Here is a 23,713-nt window from a genome sequence, read left to right on the forward strand (position 1 = left end):
ATTGCTTATTGTTTTTAAATTGCTTGTACTTACAGGCATCTGGTATATTTTCCCCACAGCGGTGGGATTTGTGGTGGAAAAACAAAGTGGTGCCCAAAATATAGATTTTCTGCAGTGTTATCTGAAGGGAATCATAATATTATTTGGACTGTTTTATCTGATCGCACGGATTGTGATTATGCAAAAGTTATCTTTGTCCGTACTGACAGAAATATGGTGCAAAGTTATGATACTTGTGATCATTTTGGCGCTGGCATTTATTTTTTGGAAAAGAAAAGAAATACGCTTGTCAGATATCATCAGGGAAGTGAAAAAACTGATACCAGGTATACTGGTTGTGATCATACTTACTGTATTTAGTGTGGGAGCAGTGACGGTCAGCCAGAAAGATAATACGGTAGAATCCGTGCTGACTATGTATACTTTTGATACGCTGTATCAGATCAATCCGATGACAGGAAAAGCACCGATGTTGCCGGTAGAAAAAGAATTGTTAGCACAGATGGCAGGATCTCCGTTAGATGCATATTATGCAGTCTGTTTGAAAATATGTAACCTGAATCCGGCTAAATTCATCCGGATGATCCTACCGTTTTTTATGTTTCCGATATATTATGCTGTCTATGTTCTCTGGGCAGGATTTTTATTCCCTGGGGAAAAAGCGGGGAAAAGATATATGTTTCTTGCGATGATATGGGTATTGTATGCAATTCCGCTGGCAGCAGACAAGGCATTTTATTTCAGTGTTTTTCAAAATGAATGGAATGGAGAACCGTTGTTTTTCCTGGCTCTGCTGCCGTGGTCGATATTACAGATTTTCGGAAAGGAAAAAGAGCTGCGCAGTCTGAAAAATTATGCATCTGTGCCGGTACTGATCTGTTATGTGGCATCGGCGCTGGCAGGACAACTGATGTATGAAAAAGGATTTTTTATGATAACATTTGCATGGGTGGCAGTTATAGTTATGACAGGTATTATGAGGTGGAAAAATGGAAGCAGCATTTGAAGCACTCAGAGAGCAGTTTCGAAATTTTGGTACAGATGGAATAAGTCTGGCACTGACAGGTTTTGCAGTTCTTTTTCTTGTAGCAGAGAAAGAACGACTTGACTGGCGTATCGGACGGCTGGTAAAATATGAAATTTTGTTTTTTCTGCTTCTTGGAAATCCGTTTGGTTACAATAATATAAGCAGTTTCTGGATGCAGGAAGATTATGCGAAAATATTTATGCTGCTCATGCCGGCTGTTGTAATAGCAGTTCTCGTAACAGAGCTGATTTCAGCAGTTAAAAACTTTTTCACAAAGGTATTATGTATAGCTGGGTGTGTGTGCCTTATAGTTGTCAGCATGTATTTTCGTTTTGGCGAGGTAAAAATACAACTGTTACAGAATACATATAAGGTTTCAGAAGATATTGTGGAACTTGATACCCTGCTGCGTAGTGAAAATCCTGCAATTACGAATATGATTGCGCCAAGGGAAGTATGTGCACAGATCCGTGAATTAAATGAGTCGGTGCAGCTTTTGTATGGGGAAGATCTGATCAGACAGATGATAGATGGAAAAGATGTCTCTGAAGACGAAGAAGAAAAAGAATTTTATGAGGCCTGTGCAACCATTGTGGCGGTTCCACGGGCGGTAGATCATCAGATTGATGTTGCTGAGCGCTATGGCAGTAACTGTATTGTACTACGGATTTCAGATGATGATAAACCTAAAATGGAGGAAGCAGGGTATACATGTTTTGGAAAGACAGACAGTTATGTCGTGTATTTGAAAGATTAAAAATGCGACTGGTATAACCAATATAGTACGCACAAACTTGAGATGCGCTTGAAAGCAGCGCAGGAATGGAGAATAATATGAAAAAAAGACATCAGGCAGGAAAAAGGATCGCTGCTTGGCTTATGGTATTGAGCCTTTGCGTGACAGCAGTTCCGGCAGAGCAGGTGGTATATGCAGCCGGTGAACAAAATGAAACAGAGATTACAGAACTAACACAGAATCCTGAGGTGACAGAGAGCACGGAGGCGATGGGAGACTCTGAAAACGCAGAGGGGAACGAAGCAGGAGATAGTGGCGAAGATCAGATTTCTGAGACAACGGAAAATACCGGAACAGAAGAAAATTCTGAGATGCCGGCGGATACGGAGAGTACAGAAATTCCTGAGACGACTGAAAATACAGAGAGTACGCAGGCAACAGAAGATTCAGAGATGACTGACGATACAGAAAGTACAGAGGCACTTATCGGGGATAACGAAGCGGCAGACACGGAGAAAGAAGAAAGTGAGGATATTCTAAAGAAAGATGGAAATGTGACTCCGGGAAGTACCTATGCGGCAGCAACATCGATTGGACTGAATACAACTTATAATGCAACGACATCCAGAACATCTGTTACACATTGGTATAAATTTACGATGAGCAAAGCCGGTATGGTACAACTGAAATTTGCACATGCGAATTTATCGAGCGCAAGCAACAGTACGGCCTGGAGGATTGATTTTATTGCCGATCAGGTTGGTGGGTTAGTCACTGTAACAAGCGGAATGCAGGATACACAGAACCAGACGGCGAAAATAGGACTTGATGCCGGTACCTATTATGTACAGATTACCGGAACCGGAGTACTTACAGTCGGGTCTGCAGCTTACAGCTTCAGCGTACAGTATGAAGATACCTATTGTGAGACAGAACAAAATAATACGATTGCCACAGCAGATAATTATGACAGATTAGGTCAGACGATAACAGGAAGCATTTCCTCTGCATCGGATACCGATTATTATAAGATCACATCCACCACGAAAGGATATCTTTCATTTCAGTTACAGCACGATAAAGTGAGCGGCAGGCTTTCAACAGATATTTACAGTGTAGCAGTCTGCGATGCTGCCGGAAATACGTTGTATACAATGACAAGTAAGAAAGATGAGGAGAAATCCGAGTCGGTTAATTTTGGACTTGACGCCGGAACCTATTATCTGAAAGTATCAGGAATCCAATATATGGATGCGTCAGGTTCACTGACAGTTCAGGGAGCAAATGGAGAGACGTACAAGCTGAAGGTATCCTGGACGAATGCAGACAACTGGGAGAGCGAGAGCAATGATGATATAAATACAGCAGACACAATGACATCAGGCAAGGCAGTTTACGGAAGTCTGTATGGTGTCAGTGATTCTGATTATTATGGTTTTCAGACAACAAAAGACGGATATATCGTGATCAATCTGCAGCATTCGAAAGTTACAGGATGGCAGAATAAGGCTATTTATGCAGTTACAGTCTGTGATACTTCCGGCAATTCGATCTACGAAATGACCAGTAAAGCGGAAGATGAAGCCACGGATTCCATTAAACTGGGACTGTCAGCAGGTAAATATTATATTAAGGTGGCAGGTCAGAATGCATATTACGGCGGAAACTATGTGATCAAAACTACCTTTAAGGCGTGCAGTACCTGGGAGCACGAGAGCAATGATACTTACGATACAGCAAATACGGCTGTTTCCGGCACAACATACAGCGGAGATATCCGTACCTACAGTGATGTGGATTATTTTAAAACATCACTTTCTGCAAATGGTTATATCAATGTGAAACTGACGCATCCGGTTGTGAGCGGACAGGAAACAACAAACATGTTTGTGCTCAGCGTGATCCGCAAAGTGGATAAAGACCAGTATACAGAAGTCTACACTACGAAGATCCGTGGCGGGGACACAAGCATTTCCACGCCGAACCTTGGACTGCCGAAAGGTGAGTATTACATTAAGATCGCAGGAACCGGAAATACGACGGGAACATTATTGAGCGGAACGAGTTATCCTGTAAACTATGATGTATGTATCAAAGCAAAGACAGCAAGTGACCGGGAAGTGGAGTCGAATGATTCTGCTGCCACTGCAAATACCGTAAAGAACGGAAAAACTTATTACGGAAGCACAAGCAGTTCCTCGGACAAAGATTACTATAAGATCAAAATGTCAAAAGCAGGCTATCTGCAGATTAAGTTTGGACATAAAAACAGTCAGAGTACAGCAAGCTGTTATAATGTTGTTCTTTACAATAAGGATAACAGTGAAATTTATAAATTTACGAATACCGGGACAGAGACTTCTTATACATCCTGTAAATTAGGACTGGATGCGGGGGAATATTACGTATGCGTCAGTCAGGCTTCGACCCTTTATACCGGAGACTACACGATCTGCCTGACACAGAAAGCAGCTTCCGGCTGGGAGACAGAGAATAACGGTGACTGGGCATCCGCAGATAATATACAGGTAGGCAAAGCGGTAAAGGGTGTGATCACAGGCTATTCATCAGACGAAGACTATTATCGTTTTACACTTACAAAAGCACAGTATATCAATTTCAGTCTGGCACATGAAAAGATCAATGATGCGGGAAGAAGCTGGTATGTAACACTTTATAATGCAAATGCTAAGAGAGGTTATCAGGATTATGACCATATCTATTCTTATGCAGGAAGTACTTATACAGAATCATCTGCAGTCAAATTAAGCAGAGGAACCTATTATCTGAAAGTGCAGGCATTTGCAAAAAATGCTGTAGATAAAGAATATACCCTCTGTGTAAATAAGATTGGAAATAAAAAGACAAGCGTAACTTCCGTAAAATCGACAGCATACAATAAACTGAAAGTTTCATGGAAAGTTGTGCCGGCTGCAGCTTCCTATCAGATTTACCGCAGCACGAAAAAAGATGGAGATTACCAGAATATAAAAACCATCGACAGTGTGGGAACCAGTTCCTGGACGGATAGCAGTGTAAAAACCGGAAAAACATACTATTACAAGATCAAAGTAGTTGTTAAGACGCAGAATGGAAATCAGACCAGTGGATTTTCCAATGTAAAATCTGCAAAAGCTGTACCGGCAAAGACAACACTAAAAGCGAAAGCATCCAATGCAAAGAACGTAAAGCTGACCTGGTCAAAGGTAAAAGGCGCAAATGGCTATGAGATTTACCGCAGCAACAGAAAAGATGGAAAATACCAGAAAGTAAAAACTATATCCAAAGGCGGTACGACATCTTATAAAGATGGAAAACTGAAAAAATCAACGACTTACTATTATAAGATCCGTGTATATCGTAAAGTGGATAGAAAGAAAGTATATGGAAGTTATTCTTCCGTTGTTTCCGTAAAGACCAAAGCGAAATAAAAGTAAAAAGAGATACCCCGGTGGGATGATCATCATACATCCTGCCGGGGTATTTTTAAGATTTTATGAAAATTCTGGTAAGATATATTCAAAGGTTGGGTTTTATGATAGAATGAGCAGTGGATGTGAAATGCACAAATACCAGGAAATATACAAGAGGATAACAGGAAAATGAAAAAAAGGATTTTAGCAGTAATCATGGCAGTCTGCGTGAGTATGACAGCACTGCCTGCAGATGTACGTGCAGCAGAAGACAGTGCAGTTCAGACAGAAAGCACGCAGAAAACATCACCGGCAGAGAAATCAGCCCAGACAGAAAACGCTGGGAATGCAGCAGAAGAGCTGACCGGAACGGAGATGGCAGAGACAGAAGAAGCAGCTGAAACGGAAGAAACAGCAGAGACAGAAGAAACGACCGAGACGGTAACAATCGAAACAGAGACGATTGAGACAGAAGAGCCGGCAGAGACAGAAACTTCGGAAACAGAGAAACCGGCAGAGACAGAAACAATCGAAACAGAAACTACGGAAACAGAGAAACCGGCAGAGACAGAAACAATCGAAACAGAAACTACGGAAACAGAGAGCACCGAGACGGAAACAGCTGAAACGGAGACAGAGGAGTCAACCGAAACGGAAACAACTGAAACAGAGACAGAAGAGCCGACCGAAACGGAGACTGCGGAGACAGAGACTGTCCAGGCAGCAGAACTTAACTACATGATGGTAGAGTCACCGTACGTTGAGACACCGGGAACGCAGAATGTGGTCTTAAGTCTTGGAACAGGCTATGAGCAGCTTTCGGATATCGTCTTAAATTATAAGAATCTGACCACCGGAAAAGCATATCAGACAAAAGCTGCAGGAATAGAAGAGGATATGATCCGGTTTACCATGGATTTTTCAGAAAATGGACAGGCAGGAGAGTATCAGATCACTTCCGTGCAGTTTACACAGGAGAAAACAAAACAGGAAATCCTGCTATCAGACCTTGGCATGGATGTAAGATTTGGTGTCAATGAACAGGCAGAGACGAACCCGGATCAGGTACTTTATGATGAAGATGCCTATGCGGATGTGGATGCTGATGTTGTTACTATGAGCGCAGATGGAGAAGTTATTTCCGAAAACACTGTGGAAAATGTGCTGGAGCAGGGAATCTCAGATGCTGTCGCCAGTGTTGCAGATAACTTAAAAGGTGCGAACAGTAATGTGAAAGTCGTACTCGATCCGGGACATGATGGCACCCATGCAGGAGCACCCGGTTTTGGAGTACAGGAAGCGGATCTGACACTTAAGATCGCCACATACTGTAAAGAAGAATTATCTACCTATAATGGTATTACTGTTTATATGACAAGAGAGAGTGCAAGCTGTCCGGCAGGCGGCGGAGATTATATTGCATGTCTGGATGCCCGTGCAAACCTTGCAAAGAATGTGGGAGCAAATGTGTTAGTAAGTTTCCATTTAAATACTGCAAACGGAACAGCGAGAGGTGTGGAAGTTTATTATCCGAACAGCAACTATAATGCGCAGGTGGGAAGCAACGGACAGGCACTTGCAAAGAAAATATGTGACAAATTGGCAGCACTTGGATTAAATTATCGTGGCACAAAGATTCGGAATGCTTCTTATGACAAATATCCGGATGGATCTGCGGCAGACTATTACGGACTGATCCGCCGTTGTAAAAATAATGGCATTCCTGGACTGATCATCGAGCATGCCTTTTTGGACAATGCAAATGATTATTATACATATTTAAGTTCAGATGAAAAATTAAAGGCACTCGGGGTTGCAGATGCTACTGCGATCGCAGAATATTTCGGTCTGACAAAAGGTGCTCAGACAGTTACCTGTACCTATACGCAGTCAAGAGCGGATGGAAGTCTGAAAATCAAATGGAGCGGACTTGATAATGTTGATTATTATGAGATCTGGCGTGATACTAAAGATGCCTATGATTATGAAAAGATCGATGAAGTATCTGATGCGACATCTTTTATCGATGATACCGTAGAATTGGGAACAAGATATTACTATTTGGTTCGTCCGGTATTTAATGACGGAACTACGGGAGAATACTCCAAATCCATCTCTGGTGTGGCATTAGCAAAGACAAACTTTACGAAAATCAAGGCAAAGAGTGGAAAGAAGGTCACTTTAACCTGGAAAAAAGTTTCGCAGGCAGAAGGATATCTCATTTATCGCAAAGACAGTGAGGATGGAAAGTATAATCAGATCGGTAAAGTGACTTCAGGAAAGACTCTGACATACACAGATACTGTGAAATCCAATAACAAAACATATACTTATAAAATACAGGCATATAACACAAATAATGGTAAACAGGGTGTCGGTGCATATTCCTCCACGAAATCAGCAAAGACACTTGCAAAAGCAAAAATTACAGGAATTACATCTTCTAATGAGGATATGTTAAAAATTTCCTGGAAAAAGGTAAGTGGTGCAAAGGGATATACCATTTCCCGTAGCACAAGCAAGAACAGCGGTTATAAGAAGATTGATACAGTAACAGGAAAAACATCCTACACAGATGATACTGTAAAAGCAGGAAAGACCTATTACTATAAGGTCGAAGCATATAATGTCAACAGCGGTACAAAAGGATACGGCGGTGCATCAGACGCGGTGGCAGGAAAAACTGCAAAACGTACAAAGATCACATCAATCGTTTCCACAAATGAAAAAACACTGACGATCAAGTGGAATAAGATCACAGGAGCTTATGGTTATCGTATCAAACGAAGTACCGATGAAGATGGTACTTACAAAGTTGTTAAGACGATTAAATCCGGAAACACGACCAGCTACAAAGACACCAGTGTAAAAGCAGGAAAGACCTATTATTATACGGTTGAAACGATGGTAAAGACAGGAGACAATATCTGTTATAGCGGTGATTCAGCGTCCATGGAAGGAAGAACAGCGAAAAAAGCGAAGATCAAGTATGCTGTTTCAAATGGAAGTAATCAGATTGAAGTAAAATGGGGAGCAGTGAGCGGTGCCTACGGCTACCGGATCAAACGCAGTACGTCAAAGAATGGTACTTATAAAGTGGTTGCCACTTTAAAAGGAAAAAATAATACGACCTATCAGGATAAAAATGTAAAAACTGCAAAGACCTACTATTATAAGGTAGAGACGATCAACAAGGTAAATGGCAAAAAAGGATACAGCGGTGATTCCGCAGTTGTGTCAGCAAAGACATTAAAAACTACATCCATTACAGCAGTCAAGGCAACCGGAAGTACTTCCGTAAGACTGGAATGGAAAGCTGTGGATGGTGCATCCGGTTATCAGATTTACCGGAGTACGTCAAAAGACAGTGGTTATAAAAAGACCGGACAGGTCAAAGGTAAAAATACGAAAAAATATGAGGATAAAACATTAGAAGCCGGAAAAACTTACTATTATCAGGTTCGTGCATATAAGAGCAACAGTGCTAAAAACGGTGTGGCATCTTTCTCAAAAGCACAGAAGGCATGGACGATCAAACAGGTGGTATTCTCCCAGATCACAAGTGACAGCAAAAATCAGGTCACACTTGGCTGGAAGAAAGTTTCAAAAGCACAGGGGTATGATATTTACCGGAGCGACAAGTCAAACAGTGGATTTGAAAAGATCGCTTCAATTTCATCCGAATCTACACTGACTTACACGGATAAGGGCGTAAAGAGCGGCAATACGTATTACTATAAAATTGCAGCAACTTATAAGATCAAAGGCAGTGCAGGCAGAGGAAGTTATAGTAAGGTAACAGAGGTTGCAGTCTTAAAACAGGGAAGTATTTCTTCTATCACACTCGGAGATAATAATGTATTAAATATCTCATGGAACAGTGTTGCAAATGCAAGTGGCTATGAACTTGCCGGTGCGGTCAGCGAAAAAGGAACTTATACCACATTACAGACTTCTGATGCAACATCCTTTACACACAGTAATCTGGTACAGGGAACGACATATTACTATAAAGTAAGAGCATACAAAGATTTAAGCAACGGAATCCGTATGTACGGACCATGGTCAGCGGTAAAAGCAAAAGCTGCAGCGCATGAGATCATGGGTACAAGCAGTGTGACAGTCGACCAGATGGTATCTTACTATAATAAACGTTATACCTTCCCGGCAGATACTTACCGTGATAAGGGAGCAGATTCTGCGGAGGCATTCTTTAAGATCTTAAAAGAAGAGGCAGAAGCCGAGGGTGTAAGAGCAGATGTATTATTTGCGCAGGTTATGTTAGAGACCGGAGGATTACAATTCGGCGGAGATGTGCAGCCGAGTCAGTGTAACTTTGGAGGACTCGGTGCAGTCGGTGGCGGTGCAGCAGGTGAGACTTTTGCAGATGTAAGAACCGGACTCCGTGCGCAGGTACAGCACTTAAAAGCATACGCAAGTACAGATGGATTAAACAATGCATGTGTGGATAAGCGTTTCCAGTATGTATCGCGTGGAACAGCCAGATACGTGGAGTGGCTTGCGATTCCGCAGAATCCATATGGAAAAGGCTGGGCAGCAGATGCGGATTATGGTACGAAGCTGCTTCGGATCATGGATAGTTTATAAACTGAATAAAGGGCAGTAAAAACATAAGAGGCTGTGAGAAATGGTACAAACATTTTTTGCAGCCTTTTGAGCTGTTACAGAATGTCCGTCATTGAATCAGTCATTCTATGGCGGGAAAACTTGCAAAGAACGGCTGATTTTGGTATAATACGCCGGTATATATATAACAGGTCTGATGCTTTAAAATCAGTTCTGCTGACGTAAACAAAGATTGAAAAGAGAAGCTATGAAAAAAAGAAAAGGCTATAAACATTTATTGAATTATTGCGCGAACTTAATCATGATTCTTTTTGAGATGATGTGTTTTTCATACGTCTGGTTCGTTTACTATAATCCATTGATGACCAATAAATTTGGAGAACGTGGTCACTGGGGAGTTATCGGACTGTATGTTTTGCTGGCATTTTTCTTTACGCAGAGTCTGGGCGGATTTCATATTGGTTACCTTGAGGCTTCCGATATATTCAGTTCACATGCATTAGCAATCATCATGAGTGCAGTTGTGGAATATTTTATTGTCGTTCTGGCAGTGCGAAGCTATGTATCGGTGTATCCACTGGTGTGTATGTCAGTGATCGAGATCATATTCAGTATCATCTGGACGATGCTGGTAAGGAATTTATATCAGAAGCTTTATCCTCCAAGAAGAATGTTAGTCATCTATGGCAATTATCCGCCGGATGATCTGATCGCGAAGATTAATTCAAGAAAAGATAAGTATAATATCTGTATGTCCGTAAGCTACAAGATCGGATATGTGAAATTATATACGATGGCAAAGGAATACGAGGCCGTGGTCTTGTGTGATCTGCCTGCTGAGGCGAGAAACCAGATCATGAAGTACTGTTATCAGGAATCCATCCGTACTTATGTGACACCTAAAATCTCAGATATTCTTCTTAGTGCGGCAGACGATATTCATCTGTTTGATTCACCGTTACTGCTGCTTCGCAATGAGGGACTTACGATCGATCAGAGATTCTTTAAAAGGATTGAAGATATTGTGTTTTCTCTGATTGGAATTATCATTTCGTCCCCACTTATGTTGATCATAGCAGTATGTATTAAATTATATGATGGTGGCCCGGTGTTTTTTAAACAGCCGAGATACACCAGGGACAATGAAGTATTTATGGTATTAAAATTCCGCAGTATGTCTGTTCATGATGCAGACAGTAAGATCACCAAAAAAGGTGATGCAAGAGTGACACCGGTCGGAAAAGTGATCCGTGCCGCTCATGTGGACGAGCTTCCCCAGTTATTTAATATTTTAAAAGGCGAGATGTCTCTGGTTGGTCCAAGACCTGAATGGAAAACAGTGGTAGATAAATACGTTGAGGTTGTTCCGGAATTTGCACTCCGTACCAAAGTTAAAGCCGGACTGACAGGATATGCCCAGGTGTATGGAAAATACAGTACAACACCTTATGATAAGGTACGTCTGGATATTAAGTATATCGAGAACTATTCGCTTTGGCTTGATTTAAAGCTGATCCTTCTGACAGTAAAAATCCTCTTTAAAAAGGACAAGACAGAAGGTGTAGATGAGTATCAAAGTAATGCACTGCGAAATGAAAGTGCAGACAACGATAAGAAGCAGGTGTGAGACAGATGTATATTGAGGGAAAAGTCAGTATTATTGTTCCTGTTTACAATGCAGAAAACTTTTTGAACAGGACAGTTGACAGTATTCTGGCACAGACTTATGAAAACTGGGAATTACTGCTGGCAGACGACTGCTCAACAGATCAGAGCAGAGATATCATGAGCAGTTATACGGACGAGAGAATCCATTGTTTTTACTGTGAAAAAAATTCAGGACCGGCAGGCGCAAGAAACCTTGCGCTGCATCACGCAACGGGACAATATATCGCTTTTCTGGATGCAGATGATTTCTGGCTGCCGCAAAAGCTAGAAAAGCAGATTTCATTTATGAAAAAAGGAAATTACCCGTTCAGCTTTACCAGCTATGAATTTGCGGATGCAAATGCCGTCCGCAGCGGAACGGTTGCACATGCGCCGGAGAGAGTCGGCTACGAAGAGATCTTAAAAAGTTCAACGATCGCACCGAGTACAGCAGTGTTAGACCGTAATCAGGTCGATACGGCACTCATCTACATGCCGGAGAAGGTCAGGCTGGAAGATGCAGCCACGTGGATGCAGATCATGAAAACGGGTATTACGGCTTATGGTCTTGATGAAATTCTTACCATATACTGCCGTCACAAGGGTGCTTATTCGGGAAATAAATTAGATGCAGTATGGGGAAAATGGAAACTGTACCGTAATGTGGAGAAGTTTTCGTTCTTCAAAGCAGCATATTATGTGTGTGTGAATACCTGGGCAGCAGTTGTGAGGAGATTATAGGAGAGTGTGATGGAAAATGTGATTTATATAATAAAGCAAAACAAAATGATTCGAGTGGCTGCTTTCCCTGTAGTAAATATGATACGTTTCTTCCGGAAAATATTTTATCGTTTTTCTTCAGATGCAAGGAAAATAAGAGCATATAAAAATATACATCAGGGAGAACGCTGCTTTATTATTGGAAATGGACCAAGTCTTACTATGGAGGATCTGGATAAGTTAAAAGGAGAACATTGCTTTGCAGCAAATCGTATTTGTAATGCATTTTCAAAGACAGAATGGAGACCGGAATATTATATGTGTGTAGATTCGTCTGTATTTAAGGACATGAAAGATACAATCTGTGGTTTAGATCTTCCTAATATTTTCCTTACTTTGGAGTGTAAAAAATATAAATTACATGAGAAAAATAAAAAAATAAAATACATTAATAACTATTATCCATATTTAGTAAATCAGTATAAACGAGTTAAGGGAATAAATGTAAGTGAGGATGTGTCGAAATTCTTCGTGGCAGGAGAAACTGTGACATTTAATGCGATTCAATTTGCGATATATATGGGATTTAAGGAAATATATCTACTTGGAGTCGATCATAAATACGCAAGAAGCAGGGAAGAATCCGGTGCAATAAAGGTGGATATGAAGGTAAAAGATTATTTTGATGATGAACCATCTAAAAACTATAATGTGCAAAATGTACAGACTAGTACTGCAGCATACAGGTCAGCCAAAAAGTATTGTGATCAACATGAGATTATTATAAAAAACTTAACCCGTGGAGGAGCATTAGAAGTGTTTGAAAGGGCGGATTTTAATGACATTTTACAAAAAGGTTGACATTTTACAGAAAAATTAATAATATGCAAGAGGTACTTATATAAGCGGGAGGAAAAAATTGAAAAGGTTTTTTGATGATACATGCAAATATTGGGAGTATGCAAAGAGAGCTGCAATATCAGAATTAAAATCTGAAGTAGCAAGTTCAAGATTAAGCTGGCTTTGGTGGATTTTAGATCCGTTGCTTTTTATGTTAGTATATTCTTTTGTAAGTATAATAGTGTTTGATAAAAGTGAAAAATATTTGGCAGCATTTATTTTTATTGGACTTTCAAGCTGGGATTTTTTTTCAAAAACAATAAAGCAGAGTGTAAAGTTAGTTTCAGGAAACAGTGCTGTTGTTTCTAAAGTATATCTGCCAAAGTATATTCTTATTTATATCCAAATGCTGATAAATGGCTTTAAAATGATGATATCCTATGGATTAGTTGTTGGAATGATGATATTATATTGGGTGCCAATATCTTATAGAATTATTTATGTTATACCACTTTTTGCAGTTCTTATAGTAGTGACATTTGGTATTAGTACAATTATGTTACATTGTGGTGTTTTTGTAGAGGATTTATTCAATGTCATAAATGCATTTTTGAGGTTGGTATTTTATTTGTCGGGTATATTTTATTCTATTGCTAACAGAATAGATGGGGTGCTCGAAATCATTTTGCTGAAATGTAATCCAATTGCAATGATAATGGATGGATTGCGTAATTGTATGATCTATAAAAAAAATCCGGATTTTGTTATGATTGGAATTTGGGGGATTATTGGTCTGACATTATCTGCTATAGGGGTACGATTGATTTATAAAAATGAAAACAATTATGTGAAGGTGATTTAGTGGTAAAAAATGCGATTGAAGTAAAGAATTTAAAAATACGTTATAGATGTGTAAATAAATTATCTATTCGGAAAAGTCTGTTTAAATTAAAAAAAAGCAAGGTAGAAACGTTTGAAGCTATACACGGTATATCGTTTGATGTGCAAGAAGGAGAAATAATGGGCATCATTGGCAAAAATGGAAGTGGAAAATCAACACTTCTGCGCGCAATGGCAGGAATTTTTTCTCCTGATGAGGGTACAATTGATTTACATGGGCATACCGTTTCACTGCTTTCTATTGGAGTGGGATTTCAGAAAAAATTGACCGGACGTGAAAATATTATACTTTCTGGAATGCTGTTGGGATTTTCAGAAAAGCAGGTCCGGGAAAAAATGGACGAGATTATAGAATTCTCAGAGTTAGGTGATTTTATTGATAAACCGGTAAAAACTTATTCAAGTGGTATGTACTCTAAGCTGGCTTTTTCAATTACGGCTGTTTTGGAAACAGAAATAATGTTAATTGATGAGGTATTGAGCGTTGGAGATGCAAAATTTAAGAAAAAAAGTTATAAAAAAATGAAAGAGCTGATAACAGATTCGAAACGAACTGTTATTATAGTTTCTCACAGCTCAGATACTATAAGAAAATTATGTAATACTGTATTATGGTTACATGATGGTAATATAAAAATGCAGGGATCTGTTGATGAAGTACTGCCGTTATATGAAGAGTTTATGTCTTAACCAGACCAAGGAGGAAAAAATGGATAAGAAAAAAATTGTAGCAATTATGCCTATTAAGTTAAAAAATGAAAGACTGCCTGGAAAAAATACAAAAATGCTGGGGGATAAGCCGTTAATTCAGTATGAATTAGATAATCTGTTAGCAACAGGAATGCTTGATAGTATAAATGTTTATTGTAGTAATGAAGAGGTTTGTCAATATTTGCCACAGGGTGTGAACTTTGTGAAACGTTCTGAAACATTGGATTTGCCAACCTCTAATTTCTCACAGATTTTTGAGGCATTTTCAAAAGAAGTAGATGCAGATATTTATGTATATGCACATGCCACTGCACCATTTATTACAAAAGAGACTATGGTGGAATGCATGAATGCAGTATTATCCGGCAAATACGATTCTGCATTTTGTGCATCTAAAATTCAGGATTATTTATGGCAGGATGGAGAGCCACTTAATTTTGATGCGACCAATGTGCCAAGAAGTCAGGATTTAAAACCGATATATAGAGAGACATCAGGAGTTTATGTATATACAAAAGAAGTTTTTGAAAAATACCATCGCAGAATAGGAAAAAATCCTTATATTAAGGAAGTTTCTTTTAAAGAAGCTGTGGATATTAATAATCCAGAGGATTTTGATCTGGCAATTGCAATGTTACCTGTAGAATTATAAAAGAGAAACAGATTATTGGAGGATGATAAATGAACAAATTAAGTGTGTTAGATGTAACGCTCAGAGATGGAGGATGTGTCAATAATTTTAATTTTGGACAGGAATATATGGAGAAAATTCTTGCTGCGCAAGAGGCTTCTGGAGTAGAGTATATCGAGCTTGGCTATATTGATGAAAAAAATGGTAGTGAGCAGGGAAGAACCCAATACATTAATGAACAGGTTATTACCAAGTGTATTCTAAAAGAGAAAAAAGACGGGGTAAAATATGTTGCCATGATGGATTATGGTAAGTTTGACCCGAATAATTTACAACCAAGAACACCAGATGGAATTGATGGATTACGTGTGGCATTCCATAAAAAAAATTGTCGTGACATTGTTTCTGTAGGCAAGACCATTATGGAAAAAGGGTATGAATTTTTTATTCAGCCTATGATTACATTGCGTTATACAGATGCAGAATTAATTGAGTTAATTGAAATGGTAAATAAAGAATTGCCAGATGCATCGGGATTTTATATTGTTGATAGTTTTGGTGAAATGCGTCCGAATGACATGAAACGTGTTATTAATTTGGTGGATCACAACTTAATTCCAAGCATGACAGTTGGTTTCCACTCACATAACAATTTACAGATGTCATATTCAAATGCAGTTGAACTCTTGAGGTTCCCTACCAATCGAAACATTATGCTTGATTCATCCATTATGGGAATGGGAAAAGGTGCTGGAAATTTAAATACAGAACTTTTGTTAGAACATCTGAATTTATATTATGGTAAAAAATACAGTATTGCACCATTGCTAGAAGTAATAGATAAAGTTATCAATCAGCTTCACTCTGAAAATTATTGGGGATATGCTGTAGAATATTATTTGTCAGCTGCAAATGGTTGTACACCAAGTTATGCAGGACATTTTTATAATAAACATATGCTTCCGGTAGATCAGGTGGCAGAATTATTAGGAATGATTGATGAAACAAAGAAAATTTCATTTGACAAAGAATATGCGGAGGAATTATATCGTCAGTATAACGAGAGAAAATCAATTAATGATACTGCGGTAGTTAAGGAATTGAAAGCGGCATTAGAAGGAAAAAAGGTACTTCTTATTGCTCCAGGTAAGAGCATACTGGATGCAAAGGACGAAATTCAAAAGTATGTGGATAATACGGATGTTTGTACGATAAGTTTAAATAATTTTGAATTTGACACAGATTTTGTTTTGACCACCAGAACAGAAGCTTATGATGAAGCAGTAAAGACGGGAAAGAATGTTATTGTTACATCTAATATTTCTAAAGGTGGAAGAGGTACAGTTAAAATTCTTGATTACAAAAGATGGATTATAGTAGATGAAAGTACGCATGATTCTTCAGGCGTAATTGCAATGAATCTGTTAAAAGAATGTAATGTTTCAGAGATTTTGTTAGCAGGATTTGATGGATTTTCTGTTAATATTAATCAGAATTATTTTGATCCAAGTTTACGTCATCCGGTAACAGAAGAACAGGCAAAAAATCGAAACGCATTTTTTGGAAAATTTGTGAATTCAGTAAGAGAAACTGTAAAAGTAACCTATCTTACCAAAACAATTTATAACTAAATTAATGATAATAAAAAGACTCCTTTTAAGTTATGTGCATTATTACAAGTGATTGGTGATGGCTAGATTTTTTAAGGAGTCTTTTTGCAAAGAGGAAAAATGATTAGACAATATAATAAAGCAAAGAGAAAAATAAGACGTGGAAAAAAGAAAATAAGAAAATTTCTGAAGAAATATATTCCCGGATACAGACAATTGCTCATGTTAAGAAAGAAATGGTGGGGAATTCGATTTGCATATTTTGAGAGTATTGATGAAAATCTGGTACTGTTTCGGGCTCAGTCAGGTAGAAGATATTCGGGAACTCCAAAGTTGATATATGAGTATATGCTTACAGATCCTGCGTACCAGAACTTTAAGTTTGTCTGGCTGGTAAATAATAAAAATGATTTTAAATTTCTGAACGACAATGATAGAACCAGAGCGTATTCTGTCGGGACTAAAAAAGGAGTCAGAATTTTTGAAAAGGCACATTATCTTATTTTAAATCAGGATCTGAGAGAATACGAGAAAATAAGAGAAAAACAGATTCTGATATTTGATCCCGAAGAGTATTATGGGAGTGCATTGTACCTGAAAGAAGCCGGGGACGAATGGATAAAAACTAAGAAGGTATTTAAGTATGCAAAATATATGTTTGCATCCAACCCTGTTATGCAGGAGCAGATAAAAAAGATCTGCGGTGAATATGGAAAGCACGATGTCAAAATTATAGAAGAATCCTTGTACATGATGGACATGATGAATGTTCAACCGGGAGAAAGAAAATACCGGAATTTTGACATACCAGAAGAAAGAAAAAAAGTACTGCTGTCATTGTCTGAAAAATTTAAAGTGACACCACAATTTCTTGATGAAATCAAAAGTAAATATGAGCATGATATTGTATTTTTGATCCGAAAAAAACCACAGGTAGTTTTGAATTTAAATGGTGAAGGTTATCAGATAGACCGGCAGGAGGAGATTGACAGTGTAGTTGAACAGGAGGCAGAAACGAACATTGAGAATACAGAGGAATGTTACGATGAGATTTTTGAATCACTGCCATATTTACTTTGTCCTGCACAGATTACAAGGGGTGAATTGTTTCAACTGTCAGATATCATAATAACAGATAAGTGTAATGAAGCACTAGAAGCAGAAAAACTTGGAAAAAATGTACTTTGCATTACAGGCACGAAATTGACAGAGGAGGGAATTGAACAACAGGCGTTTAGAATGATACAAAATCAGTATCCTGCATTTAGGCTGTATGATGAAACTGATCTGGCTAGTGCATTAAATGAAAACCAGACATCTGTACCGAAAGGAATTGCAGATATAGTTTATCCAAATATACAACCTGTCAGAAAGAATATAATAGAACAGTTTGTTGATCCGACACTTGGAAGTACGGATTCTGCACTCAAAGCATATTTAAGAAGTAAACCTGCGCTTTTTTCAAGATTGAAAAAAGTAAATCAGTTTAACTACAGACTGAAAGCAGCGAGAAAAAAATTAATAATAGGTACAAAAGAACTGTTAAAAAATGCAGATTTGAAATTATTGTATGTTTACTACACGTTTACAGGCTATTTCAGAGGCAAAGGGATAAATTTTAGTGCAAATGCCAAAGAATTATATACTTACAAGAATAAGCATCAGGGAGAACGATGCTTTTTGGTAGGAAATGGTCCATCTTTAAATACTCATGATCTCGAATTGATCCAGAATGAAGTGACTTTTGGATGCAACCGTGTGTATAAAATGTTTCCAGATACAACGTGGAGACCAACATATTTTTGTATGATAGATGCACTAATAGCTAAGTATAGTTCAGAAGAATTAGCAGAAAATGTAACATGTCCATTATTTACAAATATCAATACAAGAGATTTGATGAAGGTTTTACCAAAGCACCTAATTTTTGCGCGTAATTTAGGTGAAAAACCTTACAGGGTAAGTGACAATTTTGAAGCATATTATGTGCCATCCGGTGCAACCGTTATGACATTTATGATTGAGCTGGCTATGTATATGGGATTTAAAGAAATATATCTGATAGGTGTAGATTGTACATCAAGTCTTGCAGCAGGTGGACACTGCGCAAAAGGATATGTAAATCCGGAATTGATACAAAAAGATATTGAACGTGTTAGAAAAAGATTAAATGATCCTACTTTAACAGCTGAGCAGGTTGCAGCATATTATTTTGATCAAAGCACGTTTTCATATAAAGTATTACGGGAATATGCAGATAAAAAGGATATTCATATTTATAATGCAACGCGAGGCGGAATGCTTGAAGTTTATGAAAGAAAAAATTTGGATGAGGTAGTTGGTAATAAGAATGTCAGATAAGAGAATAAAGAACATTAAAGTAATAGCTATGGACGTGGACGGTACTTTGACAGACGGAGCTATTTATATAGGCAAAGACGGAGAAATGATGAAAGCATTTGATGTGAAGGATGGCCTTGGAATCAGCCTCTTAAATCGGAGTGGCATCATTACTTCGATTATTACCGGAAGAACATCGCAAATTGTACAAAAGAGAGCTGATGAATTAAAAATAACAAAAGTAATGCAGGGTATTTCTAAAAAAGATGAGGCATTGCAGCATCTTGCAGATGAATGTTGTGTTAAACTTGAGAATATAGCATATATCGGGGATGATTTGAATGATCTTCCTGCATTGCTAAATGCAGGGTTGGCAGTATGCCCGGCAGATTCAGCAGACATGGTAAAAGAGAAGTGTGATGTAGTACTCAGACATTCGGGAGGACATGGGGCAATCAGGGAACTGGCAGAACTTATTTTAAAAGAGCAGGGAAAGTTAGAACAGGTTTTGGAAGATTTATATGGTTTGCATCAGTAGGATGAAAGATGAATGATATAAAGACAGTAGAAAATCGAAGAAAAAACAAACATATAGTATCGAATGGGTGTATTGTTGTTCTGATTTGTATGATCTTAGGCTATATGGTTGGGGCAATGCATAGTAGTGAAAACTGGAATCTTAATAAGTTCTTTGATACAGGAGATGTGTATGAACTGGGACTCAGAAAGAATGAGGCGGCAGGGATTACATATCAGTATAATGATTATTTCCTTAAAATTAATGAAGAATACGCAACTATATCATTTACCAACAGCAATACCTCCATTGAATGGAGGTACTTGTATTTTTATACAGAAAATATACCTGCAGACAAACTGGATGCAGAATTGATGATATATGATGAACAGGAAGCATTGGTATATCATAGTGCTATGAAAATTACAGAAGGGGAAAATGCAGTTGCTGTTTGTGGGGATAAAATAAACAAAATTACATTTGTATTTAAAAACGAAGCCGGAATAGAGTTTAACCTATACAAAATACAATTGCGTGAGAATATAAAATATGTTTCTGGCGGGACTGTATTGAGTGAGTCAGCTGTATTTTTCATTATATTCCTGGCTTTATTTGCAGGGATAGATTTTTACTGCAAATATAAAAAAATACAGCTGAAAAAAATACCGTATATGGAAATGATACAGCAGATATATTTAGAGTTGTTTCAAATGGTCAGGAAAAAAACAGGTAAGATATCAGAAAAAAGTCGGTCGATTTTAAGAAAAATATGTTTGCTTACATTGTTTAGTAATTTATTAATTACAACAAAGTATGGTGATTACCTGCAGAAAGATTATTACAAGTATTATATTACAGTACAGTTACTCCTGTTGATATTATGGTCAATGACAAATGCAAAATGCAGAATGCGTATAATATCGGGTAATAATCGTATGCTCAATGCCTGGGGAATTTTTTGTATATTAATGTGTATATCAGATTTTGTTGTAGAAAAAAAATTTGCTTATACAGGTATGTGGATGTTAGTTATATTTACCCTTGTATTTTTTTCGTGGAATAATATGAAAAATCCAACTCAGGCAATAGAAGAACTATATATTGTGATAAGAATTTTACTGATCGTTTCATGTGTATATTGTCTCTTTTTTGAAAAATATATGGGATTTGGCTATATAGGAATGACAAACAACCCTAATACGTTAGGGGAATTTATGGCAATGATATGCGCCATAGAATATACAGTGTTAGATGAACGGCTATATAATACAGATAAAAGATTTCTTGCCAATATATTGGAATTGATCTTAGCCTTAACATTTATAGAAATGAGTGACTGCCGGGCATCTAAATTAGTATTTGAAATATTGACGATTAGTTTTCTTGTAAAAGCAATAGGAAATTTTAAGGATAAAAGGTACCGGAGAAATGTCCTTACAGCAGTTGTAATCTTTGGAATTGCATATCTGCCAATAAGCACAGTATGTAGTTGGACAGCAGCAAATTTACCCGGACAAAGTATAGAAAAAGATATAGCAGAAGAACAAATGATTGACAGGGGAGAAACGGTATATGCATCCACACTTGAACAAAGAATGTTATATGAAAAGTTAGATGTATATAGTAGTGGACGCATAAGGATATGGCAGAATTATTTGTCTGAACTAAATCTGTGGGGACACTACGGCGATGCAGATATAGATGGGGCTGTTGATAAAAAAATAGGTGCTCACAATATGTTTATTACAATAGCGTATCGATATGGCATATTTAGCGTAGTGCCATATATTTTTTTGATCCTGGGCATTTTGAAGTATGGATTTTGCTATATGATAAAAATGCGCAGGACAAAAGGAAGTTATGCGCTGATGATACTTTTTACAGGTATATCTTATTTTGGGAGTGCTTTTTTAGGTAATATGGAGCAGCCGCTTCGTTATATGCCATGGGTTATTTTCTACATGATGATTGGCTATACCATGATACAGGCAGAGAATATGGATGAGATAGAAGAGGCAGGAGAATGAGAAAAATTTGGAGATTTTTAATTGTTTTCGTGATATCAATTGCTGCGACAATGCTTCATATTGGTGGAACTAATAACTTGTTGGATTTTCTGGAAGCGGGAAGAGTTTATGATTTTCCAAAAGCAGATCTTATTAAACCGTCCTCGACATGGATTTATAATGCAGAATCTAATGATTATGTTATTCTGGAGAATAAGGCACTAAATAAATATTTACTGAATGAGCAGGAAGAAACATGGAATTATTTATATATTAATATAGAAAAATTGAATATAGAACAATTAAGTGGTTATATTTATTATTATAATTCTGATAATCAGAAAGTGTCAGAACAACCGATCGTATTAAACGAAGGTGAAAATATAGTTATGCTGCTTGGAGAATGTCCGATGTACCGGATGGGAATATGCCTGATCGATCGTGCGGGTAGTACCTTTAAAATCTCATCTATGCAACTTCGGACTACGGCACTTGGGTTTTCGGCAAGTCGGTTTGGTAAAATATTTGTCATTTGTTTTATAGTGGGGATTGTATTCCTGGGTATATTCAATTTTTTTGAAAAAAAATATAAAAGAGAAATACATATAGATGATTGCTGTTGTGGCGTGATATATATATTGCAAACATTTTTTAAAGTATTTGGGGATTACGCTGGTTCACGGATGGGAGGCAGACTTCGCAGAGCGCAGGCCAATGATATGCGAATTTTTCTTTTTTGCTGTTTATGGACAATTATGATAGTTGGCAATATGACTGGCTGGTCAACAGAACAAACTGTATATAAGTATTATATATTGTTGTATATACTATTGATATTGTTATTGGCATTCGTATCATGGGAAAGACCGTTAAAAAGGATTACGTGGAACTCATGGCAGGCAAAAACCTGGATTATGATAGGCATGGTTATGATTATTTCTGATTATGTGGTATCGAAAGACATAAAATTTGCCGGTTATATTTTATTTCTATCGATAGGATTTCTTATTTTTGTATGGAACCAGATGAAATATTCAAACCAGATGTTAAGTTGTCTGATACGCAGTCTGCAAATCACATTTTGGATAGGATTGGCATTCTGTATTCTATTTCGTCCTACAGTTAATGGAATCGGATATAATGGTTTGTTTGCAGATTGTGAACAGAACGCAATATATGGCACCATAATGACTATTACATTTCTAGCATCAGTGTATGGAGAAAATAAAAATTATATAAGAAATATCAGCGGAGTTTTTTTGTCAGTCTGTTTAGTATTTCTGTCAAAAGAAGTGTTTTGCCAGATTGTAACAGCAGGCGTGATGGTTTGCTGGTTTTTTATCATAATATATAGAAAAATAAAGCGAAAAGATCTGTACAATTTATTGGAAATGGTTCGGGGAATGGCAATAGCTATGATAGCAGTTTTGATTATGCAAGGGGCATTGCGAACAATTCCTGTTATATTAAATCTTGATGTTGAGTGTGCAAATGAGGTATATGTTACAAATATAGAGGATGAGTATACAGAACCAGTAAAATATCAGTTGCAGGAGATGGGGCGAAAGGGAACAGTTTATAGGGAAAATGAGATACCACGCAAAAATATATGGAGAACCTATATTAGAAGATGGGGAGCATTTGGTAAAAACGGAATCAGAAAAACATCCAGACAAAAAACGCCGGTATACAATGAATATATAGGAATGTCATATAGGTATGGTATATTTATGCTGATACCGTATATCATGTATCAGATTCCAGTTCTTAGAATAGGAATAAAAAAAACGAGAGAAGGGTATTTACCGATGTACGTATTCTTTTTAATATTATGTTATATTTTGTTAAATGGGGTACAGAATATGGGAGCGTTTTATTCTCAACCGGCGATGTTTCTTTTTTTCTTTCTGCCAGGTGTTTGGTTTGTCGAAACAAATGAAGGCTGAATGACGTAAAGACTGTATGTATTGTTTTTTTTGTTCGGTTATTGTATGATAAGAAGAGGTATTAAAAAATAAACTAAGGAAC

15 protein-coding genes are annotated in these 23,713 nt (G+C 37.6%); all 15 read left to right on the top strand.

Annotated elements, in window-relative coordinates; all coding sequences use genetic code 11:
- Position 1: 1 nt before the first annotated feature.
- The 15 genes from DXA60_RS06160 to DXA60_RS06230 all read left to right on the top strand — a co-directional run bounded on the left by DXA60_RS06160 (position 2) and on the right by DXA60_RS06230 (position 23,631).
- Positions 2 to 1,006: a DUF6077 domain-containing protein gene (locus DXA60_RS06160; RefSeq protein ID WP_117920424.1), complete on the top strand. Its 1,005-nt coding sequence runs from the start codon at positions 2 to 4 to the stop codon at positions 1,004 to 1,006.
- Entirely contained in the window at positions 990 to 1,784 is a 795-nt protein-coding gene (locus DXA60_RS06165) for a hypothetical protein (protein WP_117920426.1), read from the top strand. Before DXA60_RS06160 ends, DXA60_RS06165 begins: the two co-directional genes overlap by 17 nt.
- A 77-nt stretch (positions 1,785 to 1,861) precedes the next feature.
- Positions 1,862 to 5,194 carry a hypothetical protein gene (locus DXA60_RS06170; protein ID WP_117920428.1) on the top strand — a complete coding sequence of 1,111 codons (3,333 nt, stop codon included), beginning with the start codon at positions 1,862 to 1,864 and terminating at the stop codon, positions 5,192 to 5,194.
- 171 nt (positions 5,195 to 5,365) lie between these two features.
- Entirely contained in the window at positions 5,366 to 9,784 is a 4,419-nt protein-coding gene (locus tag DXA60_RS06175) for an N-acetylmuramoyl-L-alanine amidase (RefSeq protein WP_117920430.1), read from the top strand.
- Positions 9,785 to 10,010: 226 nt separating this feature from the next.
- Positions 10,011 to 11,390: an exopolysaccharide biosynthesis polyprenyl glycosylphosphotransferase gene (locus tag DXA60_RS06180; RefSeq protein WP_117920432.1), complete on the top strand. Its 1,380-nt coding sequence runs from the start codon at positions 10,011 to 10,013 to the stop codon at positions 11,388 to 11,390.
- A gap of 5 nt (positions 11,391 to 11,395) precedes the next feature.
- Complete coding sequence (locus DXA60_RS06185; RefSeq protein ID WP_117920434.1) at positions 11,396 to 12,151, top strand: glycosyltransferase family 2 protein; 756 nt, start codon at positions 11,396 to 11,398, stop codon at positions 12,149 to 12,151.
- A gap of 9 nt (positions 12,152 to 12,160) precedes the next feature.
- Positions 12,161 to 12,991, top strand: a complete 831-nt coding sequence (locus DXA60_RS06190; RefSeq protein ID WP_117920436.1) for a 6-hydroxymethylpterin diphosphokinase MptE-like protein — start codon at positions 12,161 to 12,163, stop codon at positions 12,989 to 12,991.
- A 58-nt stretch (positions 12,992 to 13,049) separates the two neighbouring features.
- Complete coding sequence (locus DXA60_RS06195) at positions 13,050 to 13,832, top strand: ABC transporter permease (RefSeq protein ID WP_117920438.1); 783 nt, start codon at positions 13,050 to 13,052, stop codon at positions 13,830 to 13,832.
- The gene (locus tag DXA60_RS06200) at positions 13,832 to 14,560 is read left to right on the top strand and encodes an ABC transporter ATP-binding protein (protein WP_117920440.1); all 729 of its coding nucleotides are present in this window, start codon (positions 13,832 to 13,834) and stop codon (positions 14,558 to 14,560) included. Before DXA60_RS06195 ends, DXA60_RS06200 begins: the two co-directional genes overlap by 1 nt.
- A 19-nt stretch (positions 14,561 to 14,579) precedes the next feature.
- Entirely contained in the window at positions 14,580 to 15,233 is a 654-nt protein-coding gene (locus tag DXA60_RS06205) for an acylneuraminate cytidylyltransferase family protein (RefSeq protein WP_117920508.1), read from the top strand.
- Between the two features lie 29 nt (positions 15,234 to 15,262).
- Positions 15,263 to 16,843, top strand: coding sequence for an aldolase catalytic domain-containing protein (locus tag DXA60_RS06210; RefSeq protein ID WP_117920442.1), 1,581 nt, complete (start codon positions 15,263 to 15,265; stop codon positions 16,841 to 16,843).
- A 99-nt stretch (positions 16,844 to 16,942) separates the two neighbouring features.
- On the top strand, positions 16,943 to 19,183 hold the full coding sequence (locus DXA60_RS06215; RefSeq protein WP_117920444.1) for a 6-hydroxymethylpterin diphosphokinase MptE-like protein: 2,241 nt from the start codon (positions 16,943 to 16,945) through the stop codon (positions 19,181 to 19,183).
- On the top strand, positions 19,173 to 19,700 hold the full coding sequence (locus DXA60_RS06220; protein WP_117920446.1) for a KdsC family phosphatase: 528 nt from the start codon (positions 19,173 to 19,175) through the stop codon (positions 19,698 to 19,700). The genes DXA60_RS06215 and DXA60_RS06220 overlap by 11 nt, the downstream gene beginning before the upstream one ends.
- An 8-nt stretch (positions 19,701 to 19,708) precedes the next feature.
- Positions 19,709 to 21,706 (top strand): O-antigen ligase family protein, encoded by a 1,998-nt coding sequence (locus tag DXA60_RS06225; protein ID WP_117920448.1) that lies wholly within the window; start codon positions 19,709 to 19,711, stop codon positions 21,704 to 21,706.
- Entirely contained in the window at positions 21,703 to 23,631 is a 1,929-nt protein-coding gene (locus tag DXA60_RS06230; protein ID WP_117920449.1) for a hypothetical protein, read from the top strand. The genes DXA60_RS06225 and DXA60_RS06230 overlap by 4 nt, the downstream gene beginning before the upstream one ends.
- Positions 23,632 to 23,713: the final 82 nt, after the last annotated feature.

The organism is Roseburia sp. OF03-24, from assembly GCF_003463035.1.
GTDB lineage: Bacteria > Bacillota > Clostridia > Lachnospirales > Lachnospiraceae > Roseburia > Roseburia rectibacter.